Source organism: Clostridium sp. D53t1_180928_C8 (assembly GCF_015667795.1).
Lineage (GTDB): Bacteria > Bacillota > Clostridia > Clostridiales > Clostridiaceae > Clostridium.
The window spans coordinates 41,627-60,054 of sequence record NZ_JADPEL010000021.1 but is presented as its reverse complement, the minus strand read 5'-3'; the positions used below and the strand labels follow the sequence as shown (position 1 = coordinate 60,054).

The window sequence follows — 18,428 nt, the reverse complement described above, 5'->3', positions numbered from 1 at the left end:
AGGGATATCGCCAAGCGGTAAGGCACCACACTTTGACTGTGGTATTCGTAGGTTCGAATCCTGCTATCCCTGCCATTGATTTGGTTTACTAGCTCAGTCGGTAGAGCACTTGACTTTTAATCAAGGTGTCCGGGGTTCGATTCCCCGGTAAGCCACCAAAGCAACTAAGAAACTTCTTAGTTGCTTTTTTTATGCACAATTGTGAGAAGTTACAAAAAAAAATATAAAAATAAATTCTATGAAATTAATGGTATAATATAATGTGAAATAAAATTAAAGAAGGTGAGCTTTTGATAAGGGTAGAGAATTTAACTAAGGAATTTAAAATTAGCAAAAAATATCCAGGATTTAAAGGGGCAATAAAATCATTTTTTTCTACAGAATACACAACTAAAAAAGCAGTAGATGGTATTAGCTTTGAAATAAATGATGGAGAAATAGTAGGATATATAGGGGCAAATGGAGCAGGTAAATCAACAACAATAAAAATGATGACAGGGATTTTAACACCCACAAATAGAACCGTTTCCGTAAATGGTTTAATACCCTATAAAAACAGAGAAAAAAATGCTAAAAATATCGGAGTGGTTTTTGGACAAAAAACACAGTTGTGGTGGGATTTACCCATATCAGAGACTTTTTCTTTATTAAAGGATATTTATGAGGTTAGTGATGAGAACTTTGAAGAAAGAATGAAGTTTTTAAAAGAAGTATTAGGGTTAGAGGAATTCTTTTTGAGTCCTGTTAGAACCTTATCATTAGGACAAAGAATGAGAGCAGATTTAGCAGCAGCGCTTATACATAATCCTAAGGTTATATATTTAGATGAACCTACTATAGGTTTAGATGTTGTTGTAAAGGAGCGTGTTCGTAAAGCTATAAAAGAAATAAATGAAAAATATAAGACAACTATTATATTAACTACTCATGATTTAAATGATATAGAAGAACTTTGTAGTAGGATAATTATAATTGATAGTGGTAAAAAAATATATGATGGTGAACTTAATGGTGTAAAAGAAAAGTTTGGATATTTAACTACGGTTGAAATACAAATAAAAGAAGAAGTAGACTTAGAAAAATTTAATGAGTTTGATGAAATGAAGGTAGATGATGAGTTTAAAATAGCGTATAAAGAGAATAAACTAGCTATAACCTTTAATAAAAATAAAATGTCATCTGCAGATGTAATAGGACGAGTTATGAAAAAACTAACTGTTATTGATTTTGTAATAAAAGAAACAAGTATAGAGGATATAGTTAAGAAGATGTATAGGAATGAGGTGTAAAAATGAGGGACATAAAAGGTATAAGGCCGTATTTGCCTTTTACAAGAAATGTATTTCAAAGGCTTATTTCCTATAAAGCTAATGCAGTATTATTTATGTTTGGTGACTTTTTTATGCTAGCTGTTACTTATTATTTATGGAAGGCTATTTATGGAAGTACTACTGAAACTGTATTAAATGGGTTTACTTTTAATGAGATGATAATATATTTATTTATATCATTTTTAACATCAGTAATGATAAGTGTTGATATAAGTTATGAAATTTCAAGGGAAGTTAAGGATGGTTCCATAGCAATTAATCTGGTACGACCTATAAATTATGAGAAGAGAATGTTTTTTCAAGGATTAGGAAATGTATTATATAATTTTATAATTATATTTATTATAGCTTTTTCTGTTACTACATTTTTATTTTATAAGTTTTTCGGATATATAAGTATATTAAGAATATTTATATATTTTATAAGTATTATTTTGGGAATAATTATTAATTTTTATTTTAGTTATATATTTGGACTTATATCTTTTAAGATAACAAATATGTGGGGATTATCTCAAATAATGCAAGCTATAATCAACTTATTATCTGGAACATTAATACCAATAGCATTTTTCCCAAAATGGGCACAAGTTATAACTAATTTCTTGCCTTTTAGTTCTGCTATATACACACCATCAATGATTTATTTAGGAAAAATAAGTGGTATAAATATTCTATTTGCTTTAGGACTTCAAATATTTTGGGTTATTGCATTGATGATGGTAAGTAAAAAAATGTGGAAAGCATTAATAAAAAGTTTAACAATTTTAGGAGGTTAAGATATATGAGAAGATATTTTAGATTATATTTAAAATTTTTAGAGCAGTATATCAAAACCTTAATTGAATATAGAGCTGATTTTATATTAGGACTTATAGGGTTTTTATTTGTACAATCTGTAGGTGTAATTTTTATTACATTAATATTTAATGCAATACCATTTTTAAAGGGATGGAGCTTTTATGAAATATTATTTATATACGGATTTGCACAAATTCCAAGGGGGATAGATCATGTGTTTACAGATCAGCTTTGGATTTTTAGCTGGCAAACTATAGTTGAAGGTAAATTTGATAAATATTTAGTTAGGCCATTAAATCCATTATTTCAAGTAATAGTAGAAAAATTTCAACCAGATGGGTTTGGAGAGATAATTATAGGAACTATTCTTTTGATTATTTCATGGGTAAAATTAAATTTAGATATATCTATAGGTAAAGTTATTTCATTAATAGTTGTTATAATATTTGCAAGTTTCATATATACAGCTATAAAGCTTGCAGTAACATCTATTGCATTTTGGGTTAAATTTGCTCAAAGTTATCTATTTATGGTTTATCAATTAAGCACCTTTGTTAAATATCCTATTACTATCTATCCAGCATGGGTTAAGGGAATATTAACATTTATAATACCATTTGCCTTTACAGGATATTTTCCTAGTGCTTATTTCTTAGGAAGAGAAAGTTTTATTACAGGGATATTATTAACTTGCATAGTGGGAGTGGTTAGCTTGTTTGTTGCTTATAGAATTTGGTTAATTGGAATGAAGCGATATGAAAGTAGTGGTAGCTAAATTAAATATAATACCCCAAATAATAAATAAGATTATATATTAGATAAAATATTAAAGTTAACAGGATTATATGATGGTAAAAGTGATATAGTCTTGTTTTATTTTATATATTTATAAATTAAACTTTGAATGTGGTATAATAAACCATATTGTTTTAATGGGAGGGTATATGATGAACAATGAATTAAAGTTTTTATATAGTAATTATTTGCTTCATGTTGATATGATAGAGTGTATTAAAAATCAAGGATATAGAGTAATAGAGTCAAATAATAAAGGGATATTAATTAGTGATAAAGATAATGTAGTAGTGATGTTAAGTGTTATAGATATTAATAGTGGAAAAGAGTTTATAAGTAAAATACCTAAGGAAGCTAAAATGATTGTTGCACATCAAGAGTTTTATATAAACTATTTAAAAGAAATATTTAATGTAACAGATGAAATGAAGTGTTATCAAAGTGTTTATACTAAAAAATCTCCATTAACTATAGAGAATAGTAATATTGAAATAAGAATATTAAATGAAGAGTATGCTGAATATGTATTTAATAATTATTCAAGTAAAGATACTATTGATATGGAGTATATAAGAGATAGAATTAATACTAATACTATGTTAGGAGCCTTTATCGATGAAAATCTTGTTGGATTTATTGGAACTCATGAAGAAGGTTCTATTGGGATATTAGAGGTATTACCATACTATAGGAATAGAGGTATAGGAGAATGTTTGCAGAAATATGCAACTAATTTGGCTTTGTCGCAAGATAGAATACCTTATGGACAAATTAAAATTAATAATTTAGAGTCTATTAGACTACAAGAAAGATTAGGATTTGAAATTTCAAAAGATATTGTTTGGTGGTTAATGATAGAATAAAAATAACAAGAAACCTAGAATAAGTGCTTCTAATTAAGTAGTTATCCTAGGTTTTTTGTATAAGTAGATTTTTTATTATCTTTCATTTTATAACTTATATAGAATTAGGGTAATTAAAATTTTTGTTTTGTATAATGTTAATTTATAAATATATTTTTATATAGAAATTTGATTAACTGAATTGTTGGAAAATTAATGTAATCATAAAATTTTTAAATGATAATTATCATAAAGTTCAATTGTTAATTTAATAACAAAAGTAGTATAGTGAAATTGTAGGAAGCAAATAAATAAAAAATAAAGCTTTTTACATCGTTAAACTAAGTTTTGGAGGGATACATATGGGATATAAATTATTATCAAATGAGATAAATAGTTTGTTTGAAGAATTAAAAAAGGAATACAGGATATATGCACCAAAGAGATTTACAAAGCAGGGAAGATATTCAGATACGGATATAATTAAGTATGATGAGATTAATTCTTTTGAAGAGATTATTTATAGGGAAAAATCAACATATCCAGCAAAAGAGATAATTACACCAATTAACCAAACGTTATACTTCTTTACTGAAGATGAATTTAGAGAAAGTAAAAATCCATATGGTGATAAAAAGATATTAATATTTGCAAGACCTTGCGATATAAATGCACAAAAAAGACAAGATAAAATTTATTTAGAAAACGGTGGATTTGAAGATGTCTTTTATAAAAGAATTAGAGAAAAAGTTAAATTTGTATGTATGGAATGTGTTGAAGGGTTTGATACTTGTTTCTGTACAGTTATGAATAGTAATAAGACAGATGATTATAGCCTAGCTGTTAGATTTGACGAGAATTCGGCATTATTCAACATTAATGATGACGAATTTGATAAGTATTTCACAAATTTTGTTGAAGAAGAATTTGAACTTAAATTTATAGAGAAAAATATTGCAGAGGTAAATCTTCCAGAAATAGAAAGTAAAGAAGTGTTAAATAAATTAAAAGAGCACGCAATGTGGAAAGAATATGATAAAAGATGTATTCAATGTGGAAGTTGTACTGTAGCTTGTCCTACATGTTCTTGCTATACAACTAGAGATATAATTTATAATGAAAATGCTAATGTTGGAGAAAGAAAAAGAGTACAAGCATCTTGTCATATTGATGGTTTTGATGAAATGGCAGGAGGTCATAAGTTTAGAACTACTGCTGGTGATAAAATGAGATATAAGGTATTACACAAAATACATGATTATAAAGAAAAGTTTGGAGATACTCATATGTGTGTAGGTTGTGGAAGATGTACAGATAGATGTCCAGAAAATATTTCTATTACAGCAACTATAAATAAAGTAGATAAGGCAGTTAAAGAAATTATTGGAGGGGAAAGTAATGAGTAATATATTAACACCAAAGGCATGTAAGATTATTGATATAAGAAAAGAAAGTAATTTAGAATATACATTTAGGGTTGAGACTGATATTAAGGTTGAACATGGACAATTTTTACAACTATCAATTCCTAAAGTTGGAGAAGCGCCAATATCAGTTAGTGGATTTGGTGATGGGTATTTAGATTTTACTATTCGTTCAGTAGGAAAAGTAACAGATAAAATTTTCACTTTACAACCAGGAGATACATTATTTTTAAGAGGTTCTTATGGTAAGGGATGGCCAGTTGAAAAGTTGAAGGATAAGAATGTAATCATAGTAGCAGGGGGGACAGGAGTTGCTCCAGTAAGAAGTATGATAAATATGTTTTATAATGATGAAACATATGCAGAAAGTGTTAATTTAATATTTGGTTTTAAAGATGAAAATTCAGTGCTTTTTAAAGATGAATTAGGATTATGGAAAGAAAAGTTTAATACTATATATACATTAGATAAAGGTGAAAAAGAAGGGTTTGAAAATGGATTAGTTACAACACATTTATCTAAGTTACCATTAGAAAGATTTAAAGATAACTATGAAGTAATAATAGTAGGACCACCAATGATGATGAAGTTTACAGCTTTAGAGTTTGTAAAATTAGGAGTTCCAGAAGATAAAATATATGTTTCGTTTGAAAGAAAAATGTCTTGTGCAATAGGAAAGTGTGGACACTGTAGAATAGATGAGACTTATGTTTGTTTAGAAGGACCAGTATTTAACTATACTAAAGCAAAGAGCTTATTAGACTAGGAGGAGTTTTATTATGAATCATGATATAGATATAAAGAAAACTAGAGTAAATTGTTTCCGTCAATCAAAGGTTCCTGGAGAGTTTATGTTACAAATGCGTATTCCAGGTGGAACAATAAATGCAAAATATTTAAGTGATGTAGAGCATATAGCATTAACTTGGGGAAATGGAACTTTTCATATAGGAATGAGACAAACTTTTAATATTCCAGGAATAAAATATGAAAATATACCGGCAGTAAATGAATATATAAAAGAGTATATTAAAGAAGTAGAAGTTGATGAATGTAACTGTGATATGCCTATAAATGATAAAGGATACCCTACAATAGGTGCTAGAAATATAATGGCATGTATAGGAAATACTCATTGTATAAAAGCAAATGTAAATACAAAAGAATTAGCTACAAAAGTAGAAAATTTAATCTTCCCATCACATTATCATATTAAGGTATCAATATCTGGTTGTCCAAATGATTGTGGAAAAGGGCATTTTCAGGATTTTGGAATAATAGGACAAGCAAGAATGGAATATCATAAAGATAGATGTATAGGATGTGGAGCTTGTGTAAGAGCTTGTGAGCACCATGCAACAAGAGTTTTAAGTTTAAATGAAAACGGATTAGTTGATAAAGATCCTTGTTGTTGTGTAGGATGTGGAGAATGTGTATTAGCATGTCCAACAAGTGCTTGGACACGTAGTCCTAAAAAGTTCTACAGAATAGTTATAGGAGGTAGAACTGGAAAACAAAATCCTAGAATGGGTAAAACATTTGTTAATTTTGCAAGTGAAGAAACTGTACTTGGTATATTTGCAAATTGGCAAAAATTCTCTGAATGGGCTTTGGATTATAAACCAGAATATTTACATGGTGGACATTTAATTGATAGAGCAGGATATAATAAGTTTAAAGAAATAATTTTAGATGGAGTTGAACTTAATAAAGAGGCCTTAGTAGCAGAAAATATATATTGGGCAGAAACAGAATATAGATCAAATATAAATGTTAAACCAATAGGTATGCATAAATCAATAAGCAGTACAAGACCAATTAGAAAATAATTAATTTAGATATAGCACAGTATAATATTCAAATTAACCAAGAATATTATACTGTGCTTCTATTTATTTTATAAGAAATTTATACTATAATAAGGCTGAGATGAGAAAGAAATATGGAGGGTTTATGAAGGTAACAATAAAAGATGTAGCAAGAGAAGCTAAAGTGGCAACGTCTACAGTTTCTAGAGTTTTGGCAAATAGTAGTAAAATAAGTGAAGAAACAAAAGAAAGAGTAAATGAAGCAATAAAGAAGTTAAATTATACACCAAGTGTTGTAGCGAGAAGCCTTGCAAATAATAAAACAAGAATATTAGCTGTTTTATTACCAGGAGGAGCAGAGGTATCTTTTGAAAATCCGTTTTTTGTTCAAGCCATGAAAGGTATAAGTATGTATTCTCAAAAGGAGAATTATTATATAATGTATGCTTTTAACGATAGCAAAAAAGATGATGAAGAATGGATAAAAAAATTTACAGAAGGAAATCTTGTAGATGGTTTATGCTTATTTAATGTAAAAGAGAATGATATAACTATTAATTATTTAAAAGAGAAGTGTTTTCCATTTGTGGTAATAGGGAGACCAGATGAAATTGATGATGTTTTATGGGTTGACAATGATAACTTTGCAGCTATGTATAATCTAACTCAAAACTTAATAAAAAAAGGTAATAAAGAAATAGCATTTATAGGTGCCAAAAAGGAAATGAATGTTTCTAAAGATAGGTTAAATGGATATAAGCAAGCTTTATTTAGTAGAAATGTAGAAGTGAAAGATTCATTAATAATAGAGATGGATGATTTCTCGGAAGAAAATGGATACATAGGTGCTAGGAAAATCTTAGAGAAAAATAAAGTATCAGCATTTGTGACAACAGATGATTTATTGGCTTTTGGAGTTCAAAGGGCTATTAAAGAATTAGGTAATGAAGATATAGCTATAGTTGGATTTAACAATATTCCCATGGCTCAATATAAAAATCCACCATTAGCTTCAGTTGATATTAATTCAGAAAAGCTAGGAAAGTATGCAACAAAATTACTAATTGATAAATTAGAAAATAGAGAAAGTAAAGGATATTATGTTGTTGAAACTAATCTTATAGAGAGAGAATCGTTGTTGAAAAAAGGTAATGTAAAGTTTAATGCAACCGATTGCATAAATTAAAGAAAAAGAGAGATAATTAAGTATAATTTAAAAATTTGGCTGAAAATGGGATAATTTAATTCTTGTAAACAATTTCTGAAGGTGTTATAGTAAATTCATGGAACTGGTAACGATTTAGTAAGTTGTAAAACAGTTGGACAAGTTAAAAATAAAAATATGTACAGTAGTTAATACTGTACATATTATTTAAATAGTTGTGCAACCGATTGCACGTAAGAGGGGTGTTTTAATGAAAAGAGTTTGGTGGAAAGAAGCAGTAGGATATCAAATATATCCTAGAAGTTTTAAGGATTCCAATGGGGATGGAATAGGAGATTTAAAGGGAATAACTTCTAAGTTAGATTATTTGAAAGAGTTAGGTATTGATGTAATTTGGATATGTCCTATGTATAAATCACCAAATGATGACAATGGTTATGATATAAGTGATTATCAAGATATTATGGATGATTTTGGAACAATGGATGATTTTGATGAATTACTAGGAGAAGTTCATAAAAGGGATATGAAACTTATAATAGATTTAGTTGTAAATCATACTAGTGATGAACATAAATGGTTTATAGAATCTAAGTCATCAAAGGATAATCCAAAAAGGGATTGGTATATTTGGAGAGAAGGAAAAGAGGGGAATGAACCTAATAATTGGGAAAGTATTTTCAAGGGGTCTGCATGGGAGTTTGATGAAAATACTAAAGAATATTTTTTACACTTATTTACAAAAAGACAGCCGGATTTAAATTGGGAAAATAAAGAACTAAGAGAAGCTATTTATAGTATGATAAATTGGTGGTTGGATAAAGGGATTGATGGTTTTAGAGTTGATGCAATAAGTCATATAAAAAAAGAAGAAGGATTAATGGATATGGATAATCCGGAAGGGTTAAAATATGTAGAATCTTTTCAAAAACATATGAATGTAGAAGGAATACATAAATACTTAGGTGAATTAAAAGAAAGAACTTTTGATAACTACGATATTATGACAGTAGGAGAGGCTAATGGAGTAGAGGCTGAAGAAGCGGATCTTTGGGTTGGAGAAGAGAATGGAAAGTTTAATATGATATTTCAATTTGAACATTTACACCTATGGGGAGCTGAAAGTGAAAATAACTTTAATGTAAAAAACTATAAAAAGGTATTAACAAAATGGCAAAAGGCATTAGATGGAAATGGATGGAATGCGCTATATATAGAAAATCATGATATTCCTAGAGTGATTTCTACATGGGGAAATGATGAGGAATATTTAAGAGAATGTGCCACAGCTTTTGGGTTAATGTATTTTATGCAACAAGGAACACCGTTTATATATCAAGGTCAAGAAATTGGAATGACAAACGTAAAATTTGATTCAATTTATGATTATAATGATGTAAAAGGGATAAATATATATAAAGAAAAGATAGATGAAGGCTTAAGTAAAGAAGAGGCTTTAAAGTATGTATGGGCAGTATCAAGAGATAATTCTCGTACACCAATGCAATGGGATGATAGCGCTAATTCAGGATTTACTGAAGGAAAACCATGGATTAATATTAATGAAAATTATAAAAATATAAATGTAAAGGTACAACTAGAAAATAAAAATTCAATTTTAAATTTCTATAAAGAAATGATTAAAATAAGAAAAGAAAACAAGACATTAGTTTATGGTAGTTATGATCTTATTTTAGAGGATGATGAAAAAATTTATGCTTATACAAGAACTATGGAAAATGAAAAATTCATTATAATAGTGAATTTATCACATGATAAAGTGAGATACTCATATAATGAAGAGTTAAAGTATGATAATTTACTATTAAGTAATTATATTGTAAATTATCATGAAAATATTAATGAATTCATTCTAAAACCATATGAAGCAAGGCTTTACATGATATAAGTTATGAAGAGAAAAAATTAAGAATTATAGTATTTTAAATATTAAAAAAATTATATAATGAAGAATTTATAAAATTATTCATTGAAAAGGGGAATTAACATGGGTAAATCTAAGAAAAAAGGAAAATTATTATCTTTCGACTTTTGGCAAAAATTTGGTAAAGCATTATTAGTAGTTATTGCTGTTATGCCGGCAGCAGGTTTAATGATAACCATAGGAAAATTATTGGGAATGTATTTTGAGGCCGATATAATTCAAGCAATATCTAGAGTAATGGATAATATAGGATGGGGAATTATTGGAAACCTACATATATTATTTGCAGTTGCAATAGGTGGATCATGGGCTAAAGAAAGAGCTGGTGGAGCTTTTGCAGGTCTACTATCATTTGTTCTTATTAATCGTATTACAGGTGCAATTTTTGGTGTAAGCAGTGAAATGTTAGCAGATAGCACCGCTACAGTTAAATCTTTATTAGGTGCAACATTAGTTGTTCCAGATTACTTTACAAGTGTTTTAGGATCACCAGCACTTAATATGGGAGTATTTATAGGTATTATTTCAGGTTTCTTAGGAGCAACATTATTTAATAAATATTATAATTACAATAAGTTACCACAAGCATTAAATTTCTTTAATGGAAAAAGATTTGTTCCTTTTGTTGTTATTTTATGGTCAACAGTTACAGCTTTAATTCTTTCTATAGTTTGGCCTTTTGCACAAGGTGCTTTAAATAGTTTTGGTATATGGCTTGCTAATTCAAAAGATACAGCCCCTGTATTAGCACCATTTGTATATGGAGCATTAGAACGTTTATTACTACCATTTGGACTACATCATATGTTAACAATTCCAGTAAATTATACTGAATTAGGTGGCGTTTATACATCATTAACAGGTGCAGCAGCAGGCACAGTAATTGCAGGGCAAGATCCATTATGGTTTGCATGGATAACAGATTTAATTAACTTTAAGTCTGCAGGTAATATGTCTGAATATAATAATTTATTAGCAACAGTAACTCCAGCAAGATTTAAGGTTGGGCAAGTAATTTTATCAACGGCATCATTATTAGGGGTTGCATTAGCAATGTATAAAAATGTAGATCCAGATAAAAAGAAAAAATATAAATCAATGTTTATTTCAATTGGATTAGCAGTGTTCTTAACAGGGGTAAGTGAACCAATAGAATTCTTATTTATGTTTATATCACCAGTGCTTTATGTTGTATATGCAATATTAACAGGTTTAGCATTTGCATTAGCTGATTTAATTAATTTAAGAGTACATGCTTTTGGTGCAATAGAACTTATAACTCGTATACCTATGATGATTAATGCTGGATTAATTGGAGATGTTATTAACTTCATTATTGCTTGTTTAGCATTCTTTGGAATTAACTATGGAGTATTTAGTTTCTGCATTAAAAAGTTTAAAATTCCTACACCAGGTCGTTTAGGAAATTATGATGAAGAAGAGTCAAATGATTCAAAGAGTGAAGCTGCAATAGATAAGGCTACAGCAAATGATGTTTTATCTTTAAAAATAATTTCTTTATTAGGAGAAAAAGAAAATATTGAAGATGTTGATGCATGCATGACACGTTTAAGAGTAACAGTTAAAGATATAGATAAGGTTGCAGATGAGAAAGAATGGAAAAAGAATGGGGCTTTAGGATTAATTTTAAAGGATAGCGGAGTTCAAGCTATTTATGGCCCAAAAGCTGATGTATTAAAATCAAATATTCAAGATATATTAGGAGTTTAATATGAAACTTTTAACTTTAAATTGCCATTCATGGCAAGAGGAAAATCAGATTGAAAAAATTAAATATTTAGCAAAGGTCATTAAAGAGGAGCAATACGATGTAATAGCTCTTCAAGAAGTAAGTCAAAAAATAGCTTCAAAAAATGTAAACTCTAAAATTAAAGAAGATAATTTTGCTAAATTATTAATTGAAGAATTGAATAACATTAATGAATATAAATATAACTTTGTATGGGATTACTCTCATATAGGCTATGATATATATGAAGAAGGGTTAGCAATATTAACATTACATGATATTAAAGATTTTAAATCGTTTTATATTTCGAAAAGTGAAGATAAAACAAACTATAGAAGTAGAAATATAGTTAATATAACAATCGATATTCAAGGAGAATTAATTGATTTTTATAGCTGTCATACAGGGTGGTGGAACGATAGTATAGAACCTTTTAAATATCAAGCAGATAAATTATTAGAGAATATAAGAAATGATAGATTATCTTTTGTTATGGGAGATTTTAACAATAATGCATTGGTGAAAAATGAAGGATATGATTATTTAATAAATAAAGGTCTAATTGATACTTACTTTATGGCACAAGAAAAAGACGCTGGAATTACTGTTATTGGAGAAATTGCAGGATGGGAAGCACAATCTGAAAAGAAGAGATTAGATTTAATACTAAGCAATAAAGAAGTGGATGTAAAAAAATCTAAGGTAATATTTAATGATATAAATAGAAGTGTAGTTTCAGATCACTATGGGGTAGAAGTTATTATATAAGAAAAATAAAAACAAATATTTATAAAGGGAGAGAGTGTAAATATTAATAATATTTACACTCTCTTGTTTGTTTTATTAACTTATTTTTAGTTAGCTTATTTTATTCCTTGTTCGTATTGTTCAACCATTCTCTTAACCATTTCTCCACCAACGCTACCGCATTGTTTTGAAGTTAAGTTTCCGTTGTAGTCTGTGAAAGGAACTCCCATTTCGCTTGCTACTTCATTCTTAAATTTTGATAATCCGTTTTTTGCTTCTGGTACTAACTTTTGAGCCATAAAAGACCCTCCTTTAAATAAATTAATATTTATTTTCATTTGTAAGTAAATCTTTTTTACTTACACTAGTATTATGTGCAGAGTCAATTTATATAATCTATTAAAATCAAGGTAATAGAGGAAAAAAAGAGTATTTTAAATTTAAAATGGAATTTAATATTAATTGTAACAAAATAATAAAAATAATACATAGCCATAAGTATATATACTAGCTATGTATTATTTCTTAATTTCTTTTTATTTTTAACATTGTAACAACTATAGGAATTGTAATTAATGCTGATACAATGGCTTCTGGAACTCCGTTAGTTAAACCAACTGTAAGTAAAGTTCCTGCTACAGCTTGACGTGAAATTTCTCTAGCTTGAGCATATCTATCTAAATATAAGATATAAGTTAAACCTAATACACCGATTGTATTAGTTAATGTTCCTAAAATTGATGCAAATCCTGCACATATTCCCGTGCTTTTAATTTTACTTTTAAGCAGTTTAAATGAATAATATGATACTATTCCGATTAACATTCTTGGAATTAATGCAACTATAGGATTCCAAAAAATAAAAGATGTTAATCCTGGTGCAGTAATGTTTTGATACATGGAAAATAAACCAAAAATTAACCCTACTGCAATTCCTACAATAGGACCTTCTAATAATGCACCGATAATTACAGGAACGTGCATTATAGTAAGACTAAATATTGGTAAACGTATTAAACCCAACCCGCTTATGCCAAGAAATATTGAGATTCCACCTAGTGCACCAATAAGAACGAGCCTTCTAGTTTTAGAACTAGAATTAGTATTTCTTTTCATTAGTTTCTCTCCTCATATTTATAAAATTTATTAAAATAATACTCAAACTTTAATTTAATATAAAAATACAAATTTTTCAATAACCAAATAGATTATTTATAGATAATTTTATTAATAAATATTTGTGAAAATAGACAATTATTATTTAATTTGTTTTTTTAGTGAAAAATAGCTAAAAAAATAAAATAAAATGTTGAATAGTGTAAAATACATGATATATTATGAGTAGAGTAAAATATTTATATAAGGAGTAAAGAAATGAAATTATTTGAAATTAAAGATTTAGTTTTTAATAAAGAGGATTTTTTAGATGATATAAGTGAATTTGAGGATTTATTACCTATAATAGAAGAATTACAAAATGAGTTAATATATGAAGAGATAGAATGTGTTGGTGAAAATGACTGCTGTGGAAAATCTAATAAAAATTATATAATTGAAATTCAAGGATTTTTAAATGAAGAAGATGAGTTTGTTACTAAAAAGGAACTTGAAGAAAAACCAGGGTTATCAAACTATAAGTCTCTAGATTTATTTGTTATTAGATTATATAAATGCGTATCTTGTGGAAAGTGGATTATAGATATTTTGGAGTAAAAATATAATGGAAGAGTTTAAAAAAAGTATAAAAGTAGGGTATGAAAAAATTAAGAATAGTTTATTAGGTTTAATTACAGATATTAAGAATATTAAAAATATAGGATTTAATTTAGTATGGCAAAGAAATAAATCTAAAATTATTATAGTTTCTATATCTATAATTTTTGTTTTTTTATTTTTAATTACCAGATTTAGTTTATCTAAAGAAGAAGTACTAAATAAGTTTCAATCCGCTTTAATTAATGGGAATTCTTCTATGTTATCCCGTTATGTAAAGTTAGAAGATGAAAGAGTATCTTCGAAAGATTTACAACCTCTTATTGATAGTTATAATAAAGATCAAGTAAGAATAAAAAAGATAGTTAATGAAATAAGTAAAAACGGTAAAAGTGGAAACTTTACATTAAAGATTAAAAGGGGATTTTTAAAAGAAAAATATTATATCAATATTAACGATGTTACTGTTAAATTTATTAGTAGTGATAAAAATGTTGAAATAGAGTTTTCCAATAAAAGATTCAATTTAGTTGATGAGGCTGAATTTAATATTGTTCCAGGGTTTTATAATATTATATACACTTGTAAAACGGATTATGGAGATATTACTAATAAAAAAATACTTAATTTAATGGAAGATGATACTGTAGAGATAAATGTTGATGGGAACTATATAACATTATATACAAACTTTGATGATGCGAAAGTGTTTATTAATGGTGTTGATACTGGATTAATAGCCAAAGATATTAAAAATTATGGGCCTATACCCAAGGATAAGGATATTAAACTGTATCTTGAGAAGGAATTCCCATGGGGGCTTATAAAAAGTGAAGATGTATTGATAAATAATAATCAATATATTAAGCTCGATATAAATATGGTTAATGAGACATTAAATAATATGATTGATGAAATAGTAAATAGTTTCTATAGTAGTTCATTTGAGGCATTGAATACTAAAGATAAAAACATTATCTCTAATGCGACTGAAGAAGTAAAAACAATGGTTTATAGCTATATTAATGAAAAGAGCTTTTTGTTAAGCAATAATTATGAAATAACAGATTTAGCTGTAGAGATTGAGAAAAGTGATTTTAAATATGAAGAAAATAAATATAAGGCTAGCTTAGTTACTAAAGTTAATTATAGTGTATACAAAAAATTATTACCATTTGTTAAAAACTCTAATGAAAGTTCCTTTATTTTAAATTTAGAATATGAAGATGGAACTTTTATAATTAAAGGAATACAGAAAGTAGATATATAAAGATAATATAAAATGTGGGAGAAAATATGAATAATAGGAAAAAGGTTATATATGCAGTTATTATATGCATGATGATAAACAATACTTATGTATTTGCAGAGAAAAGCGATTCAATAAAAGAAGAGATAGAAAATAATAAAAATAAAATTGAAAGTCTTGAAGATGAAAAAGAAAAAGTAAATAGCTCAATTGAGGAAGAAAAAAATCAATTGAGTGGAGTAGAAGAACAGATAAAGGAAAAAGAAAATGAACTTTATAAACTTCAAAAGGAAATTAGTGAGTATCAGAAACAGATAGATGAGATACAATCAGAAGTGAATAAGTTAAATAATGCTATTAATGAAAGTAAGAATACAGTAGAAATAAAGAAAAAATATATTGAAGAGCTAAAAGAGGAACAAAAAAGGATTCAAGAATTATTGGATTCAAGAGTAAGAAGTGTGTATAAGGTTAATTTGGCACAGCAATATATTTATATGATTATTAAAAGTAAAAATATTTTTGAAGTTTTTCAGAATTTAACAAGTATTTCTAGAATAATTGATTTTGATAAGGATTTAATAAAAAAATCAAAAGTTAATCAAGAAAATATGGCTGCTGAAATTGAAGAGATAAATTTAAAGATACAAGAGCAGGAAGAAAATCAAATAGCAATAAAAGAAAAACAAGCTGAAATAGTTAGTGCAAAAAATAGTGTTGTTGCAATACAAGATAAAGAAGAGGAAAAAAAGCAGGAGCTTTTAGCACTTCAAAATGATAAGTTAAATAGTATTGCATCTTTAGAGAATAATAATGTGGCCATAAATAATCAAATAAATGATTTAGAAAGTCATAATAGTGAACTAGAAGCTGAATTAGATAGAATTATTAATAATGTTGCTGGAGGAACTGGAAATGATGATAAATTAGATGATTTACCTATAGAAAATGGCTTTTTACGTCCAATTCCAGGTCAAATAACTAGTTATTATGGATATAGAGTTAATCCTGTTACTGGTGAGTATAAGTTACATAAAGGTATAGATTATGCAGGAAATTATGGAGATCCTATTAAAGCTTCTAAAAGCGGAGTTGTTGAATATTCAGGTTGGATAAGCGGATATGGGAAGACTATAATATTAGGTCATGGTAATGGAGTTCAGACTTTATATCCTCATGCACAGACTTTAAAAGTTTCCGTTGGTGATACAGTTTCACAGGGAGATGTAATTGCAGAAGTAGGTTCAACTGGAAATAGTACAGGCCCTCATTTACACTTTGAAATAAGAATTAATGGGGAAGCAGTTGACCCATTAAATTATATACCTTATTAAATATAAATGTATTATGTAAAAAAGGTTATGTCATACATAACCTTTTTTGTATAATAAGTTTAAAGTAAGACAATAATAGTGAAGAAAGCTTTAAACAAGATGTTTTACAAATAAAAAAACCTGTGCTAAGCACAGGTTTAAGGGATTACAATCACTTAAGAAAGGGAATAAGTGATTGTGTGGGGTTTTATTAAAACTCTACAATATAAAATTATAGAGCGGTATGGGCTTTTTGAAATATTTATTAATTAAATACTATATCATTATTATACAATAGTATTTAATAAAATCAAATAATTTTTACAAAAAAAGTTGAAAAAAATTTTTTTATGTATAAATTTAGAATAAAAGCATTATATAATTATGTTAATATATTGAGAAATAGGAGGAAAATGGGATGGGATATAGAGGAGAAATTCTTAAAGATAAGCCTGACTATGAAGATTATAGTGAAAATGAAGTTAAATTGACTATAGAAGAAATGAGAGAATTAGGTATGTTAAGGTGCGGTGGGTGCTGTAGTAGTAAAGGGGATAAGACTGATAAGTGTAATGGATGCAGTAAGTCAAAAAAATGCTGTAAATCAAGATAATGGAATGTCGAATAATAAGGTAGAAAAGAATGGAAAAGAAGAAAAATAGTGAAATATATATATAAGAGTAAATAAAAGTTTATAAAATACCCTTATTATGGTAAAATAGTGGTTGTGAATATTTTTGTTCTGTGTAGGAGGTGCGATATGGCCAAACCAAGTATATTTAGTAGAGATTATGAAAGAATTATGAAAAGGAGAAAAAAAAGAAGAAATATAAGTATATGTTTTGGAATATTGGCTTTAATAATAGGCATTACAGTTATGAAATATGATATGCAGAAAATAAGTGCAACTTTTAAGAATATAGCATTTAATAAAGAGTTAAGATTAAATAGTGAAAAAATAGAAAATGTTAATGTTATGTTAAATGATAATAATATTATATTAAAATTTATTAAAGGTAACGACATAGATAAAATAATTGATGTTGAATCAGACAATGAGATAAGATCAATTGATATTAATAAAGATAAGGCTTTGATTATAGATAGAAATCAAAATCTATATTTGGTTAATACAAAAAAAGAGGTCATAGATTTAACTTTGAATGAGTATATTACACAAAATAATCAAAAACTTTCAAAAATAGAAGTGCTAAGTAATAATCCGAATTATATATGGCATGATCAAGGTAAGATAGTAGATGATGAAAAAATTGTTTACATTACTAATATACCTACATTAAATGAGGACTTGAAACAATGTGTTTCGATTGTTACAATAAATAATAATATACATACTATCAAAGAAGATTTTCAAGGTCATTATATTAATTTATATGAAATCAATGATAATGCCATAAAGGTTGAAATTGATGGTGATATTAGGTATATTACTAGTGAAGAGTAAATTATTAAGTAATTTTGTGAACAAACATTTGTAAAAAATAGCTTAATTGTGTTATAATAAGCTAGTTGTATTAATCAAAC

The 18,428-nt window shown here is 27.2% G+C and carries 18 protein-coding genes and 2 tRNA genes; 18 read left to right on the top strand and 2 right to left on the bottom strand.

Going from position 1 to position 18,428, the window contains the following annotated elements; translation table 11 throughout:
- The 13 genes from I4V51_RS13045 (at position 1) to I4V51_RS12985 (ending at position 12,629) form a co-directional block, all read left to right on the top strand.
- A tRNA-Gln gene (locus I4V51_RS13045) sits at positions 1-75 on the top strand.
- Positions 76-82: 7 nt separating this feature from the next.
- Positions 83-158 (top strand) — tRNA-Lys (locus I4V51_RS13040).
- 132 nt (positions 159-290) lie between these two features.
- Positions 291-1,289 carry an ATP-binding cassette domain-containing protein gene (locus I4V51_RS13035; RefSeq protein ID WP_195988869.1) on the top strand — a complete coding sequence of 333 codons (999 nt, stop codon included), beginning with the start codon at positions 291-293 and terminating at the stop codon, positions 1,287-1,289.
- 2 nt (positions 1,290-1,291) lie between these two features.
- Positions 1,292-2,110 (top strand): ABC-2 family transporter protein, encoded by an 819-nt coding sequence (locus tag I4V51_RS13030; RefSeq protein ID WP_195988868.1) that lies wholly within the window; start codon positions 1,292-1,294, stop codon positions 2,108-2,110.
- 5 nt (positions 2,111-2,115) lie between these two features.
- A complete protein-coding gene (locus I4V51_RS13025; RefSeq protein WP_195988867.1) occupies positions 2,116-2,907 on the top strand; it encodes an ABC-2 family transporter protein in 792 nt (263 codons plus the stop codon).
- 172 nt (positions 2,908-3,079) lie between these two features.
- Positions 3,080-3,790, top strand: a complete 711-nt coding sequence (locus I4V51_RS13020) for a GNAT family N-acetyltransferase (RefSeq protein WP_195988866.1) — start codon at positions 3,080-3,082, stop codon at positions 3,788-3,790.
- 341 nt (positions 3,791-4,131) lie between these two features.
- Positions 4,132-5,175, top strand: a complete 1,044-nt coding sequence (gene asrA, locus I4V51_RS13015) for an anaerobic sulfite reductase subunit AsrA (RefSeq protein ID WP_195988865.1) — start codon at positions 4,132-4,134, stop codon at positions 5,173-5,175.
- Positions 5,168-5,959, top strand: coding sequence for an anaerobic sulfite reductase subunit AsrB (asrB, locus tag I4V51_RS13010; protein WP_195988864.1), 792 nt, complete (start codon positions 5,168-5,170; stop codon positions 5,957-5,959). Before asrA ends, asrB begins: the two co-directional genes overlap by 8 nt.
- Before the next feature lie 13 nt (positions 5,960-5,972).
- Positions 5,973-7,022 (top strand): sulfite reductase subunit C, encoded by a 1,050-nt coding sequence (gene asrC, locus I4V51_RS13005; RefSeq protein ID WP_195988863.1) that lies wholly within the window; start codon positions 5,973-5,975, stop codon positions 7,020-7,022.
- A gap of 124 nt (positions 7,023-7,146) precedes the next feature.
- The gene (locus tag I4V51_RS13000; RefSeq protein ID WP_195988862.1) at positions 7,147-8,187 is read left to right on the top strand and encodes a LacI family DNA-binding transcriptional regulator; all 1,041 of its coding nucleotides are present in this window, start codon (positions 7,147-7,149) and stop codon (positions 8,185-8,187) included.
- Between the two features lie 229 nt (positions 8,188-8,416).
- Positions 8,417-10,075 carry an alpha-glucosidase gene (locus I4V51_RS12995; RefSeq protein WP_195988861.1) on the top strand — a complete coding sequence of 553 codons (1,659 nt, stop codon included), beginning with the start codon at positions 8,417-8,419 and terminating at the stop codon, positions 10,073-10,075.
- Positions 10,076-10,174: 99 nt separating this feature from the next.
- Positions 10,175-11,842, top strand: a complete 1,668-nt coding sequence (locus tag I4V51_RS12990) for a PTS transporter subunit IIBC (protein ID WP_195988860.1) — start codon at positions 10,175-10,177, stop codon at positions 11,840-11,842.
- 1 nt (position 11,843) lies between these two features.
- On the top strand, positions 11,844-12,629 hold the full coding sequence (locus tag I4V51_RS12985) for an endonuclease/exonuclease/phosphatase family protein (RefSeq protein ID WP_195988859.1): 786 nt from the start codon (positions 11,844-11,846) through the stop codon (positions 12,627-12,629).
- Between the two features lie 95 nt (positions 12,630-12,724).
- On the opposite strand, the gene I4V51_RS12980 is transcribed toward I4V51_RS12985, so the two are convergent.
- Together I4V51_RS12980 and I4V51_RS12975 are read right to left on the bottom strand one after the other, a co-directional pair.
- Positions 12,725-12,907, bottom strand: a complete 183-nt coding sequence (locus I4V51_RS12980; RefSeq protein WP_133015732.1) for an alpha/beta-type small acid-soluble spore protein — start codon at positions 12,905-12,907, stop codon at positions 12,725-12,727.
- Positions 12,908-13,133: 226 nt separating this feature from the next.
- Positions 13,134-13,724 carry an ECF transporter S component gene (locus tag I4V51_RS12975; RefSeq protein ID WP_195988858.1) on the bottom strand — a complete coding sequence of 197 codons (591 nt, stop codon included), beginning with the start codon at positions 13,722-13,724 and terminating at the stop codon, positions 13,134-13,136.
- Positions 13,725-13,982: 258 nt separating this feature from the next.
- On the opposite strand from I4V51_RS12975, the gene I4V51_RS12970 reads away from it, so the two are divergent.
- The 5 genes from I4V51_RS12970 to I4V51_RS12950 all read left to right on the top strand — a co-directional run bounded on the left by I4V51_RS12970 (position 13,983) and on the right by I4V51_RS12950 (position 18,348).
- Positions 13,983-14,321 carry a hypothetical protein gene (locus tag I4V51_RS12970; protein ID WP_195988857.1) on the top strand — a complete coding sequence of 113 codons (339 nt, stop codon included), beginning with the start codon at positions 13,983-13,985 and terminating at the stop codon, positions 14,319-14,321.
- A gap of 7 nt (positions 14,322-14,328) precedes the next feature.
- On the top strand, positions 14,329-15,591 hold the full coding sequence (locus tag I4V51_RS12965; RefSeq protein ID WP_195988856.1) for a hypothetical protein: 1,263 nt from the start codon (positions 14,329-14,331) through the stop codon (positions 15,589-15,591).
- A gap of 26 nt (positions 15,592-15,617) precedes the next feature.
- Positions 15,618-16,904, top strand: coding sequence for a peptidoglycan DD-metalloendopeptidase family protein (locus I4V51_RS21405; protein ID WP_279325454.1), 1,287 nt, complete (start codon positions 15,618-15,620; stop codon positions 16,902-16,904).
- Between the two features lie 397 nt (positions 16,905-17,301).
- Positions 17,302-17,496: a hypothetical protein gene (locus I4V51_RS12955; RefSeq protein ID WP_195988855.1), complete on the top strand. Its 195-nt coding sequence runs from the start codon at positions 17,302-17,304 to the stop codon at positions 17,494-17,496.
- A 147-nt stretch (positions 17,497-17,643) separates the two neighbouring features.
- On the top strand, positions 17,644-18,348 hold the full coding sequence (locus I4V51_RS12950; protein ID WP_195988854.1) for a hypothetical protein: 705 nt from the start codon (positions 17,644-17,646) through the stop codon (positions 18,346-18,348).
- Positions 18,349-18,428: the final 80 nt, after the last annotated feature.

What these genes read in the sequence shown, in the direction of transcription:
- I4V51_RS12985 (WP_195988859.1), top strand. Translation starts at nt 11,844, where the DNA reads ATGAAACTTTTAACTTTAAATTGCCATTCATGGCAAGAGGAAAATCAG.
- I4V51_RS12975 (WP_195988858.1), bottom strand. Translation starts at nt 13,724, where the DNA reads ATGAAAAGAAATACTAATTCTAGTTCTAAAACTAGAAGGCTCGTTCTT.
- I4V51_RS12955 (WP_195988855.1), top strand. Translation starts at nt 17,302, where the DNA reads ATGGGATATAGAGGAGAAATTCTTAAAGATAAGCCTGACTATGAAGAT.
- I4V51_RS12980 (WP_133015732.1), bottom strand. Translation starts at nt 12,907, where the DNA reads ATGGCTCAAAAGTTAGTACCAGAAGCAAAAAACGGATTATCAAAATTT.
- I4V51_RS13025 (WP_195988867.1), top strand. Translation starts at nt 2,116, where the DNA reads ATGAGAAGATATTTTAGATTATATTTAAAATTTTTAGAGCAGTATATC.
- I4V51_RS12995 (WP_195988861.1), top strand. Translation starts at nt 8,417, where the DNA reads ATGAAAAGAGTTTGGTGGAAAGAAGCAGTAGGATATCAAATATATCCT.
- I4V51_RS12970 (WP_195988857.1), top strand. Translation starts at nt 13,983, where the DNA reads ATGAAATTATTTGAAATTAAAGATTTAGTTTTTAATAAAGAGGATTTT.
- I4V51_RS13030 (WP_195988868.1), top strand. Translation starts at nt 1,292, where the DNA reads ATGAGGGACATAAAAGGTATAAGGCCGTATTTGCCTTTTACAAGAAAT.
- asrB (WP_195988864.1), top strand. Translation starts at nt 5,168, where the DNA reads ATGAGTAATATATTAACACCAAAGGCATGTAAGATTATTGATATAAGA.
- asrC (WP_195988863.1), top strand. Translation starts at nt 5,973, where the DNA reads ATGAATCATGATATAGATATAAAGAAAACTAGAGTAAATTGTTTCCGT.
- asrA (WP_195988865.1), top strand. Translation starts at nt 4,132, where the DNA reads ATGGGATATAAATTATTATCAAATGAGATAAATAGTTTGTTTGAAGAA.
- I4V51_RS12990 (WP_195988860.1), top strand. Translation starts at nt 10,175, where the DNA reads ATGGGTAAATCTAAGAAAAAAGGAAAATTATTATCTTTCGACTTTTGG.
- I4V51_RS13000 (WP_195988862.1), top strand. Translation starts at nt 7,147, where the DNA reads ATGAAGGTAACAATAAAAGATGTAGCAAGAGAAGCTAAAGTGGCAACG.
- I4V51_RS13020 (WP_195988866.1), top strand. Translation starts at nt 3,080, where the DNA reads ATGAACAATGAATTAAAGTTTTTATATAGTAATTATTTGCTTCATGTT.
- I4V51_RS21405 (WP_279325454.1), top strand. Translation starts at nt 15,618, where the DNA reads ATGAATAATAGGAAAAAGGTTATATATGCAGTTATTATATGCATGATG.
- I4V51_RS12950 (WP_195988854.1), top strand. Translation starts at nt 17,644, where the DNA reads ATGGCCAAACCAAGTATATTTAGTAGAGATTATGAAAGAATTATGAAA.
- I4V51_RS12965 (WP_195988856.1), top strand. Translation starts at nt 14,329, where the DNA reads ATGGAAGAGTTTAAAAAAAGTATAAAAGTAGGGTATGAAAAAATTAAG.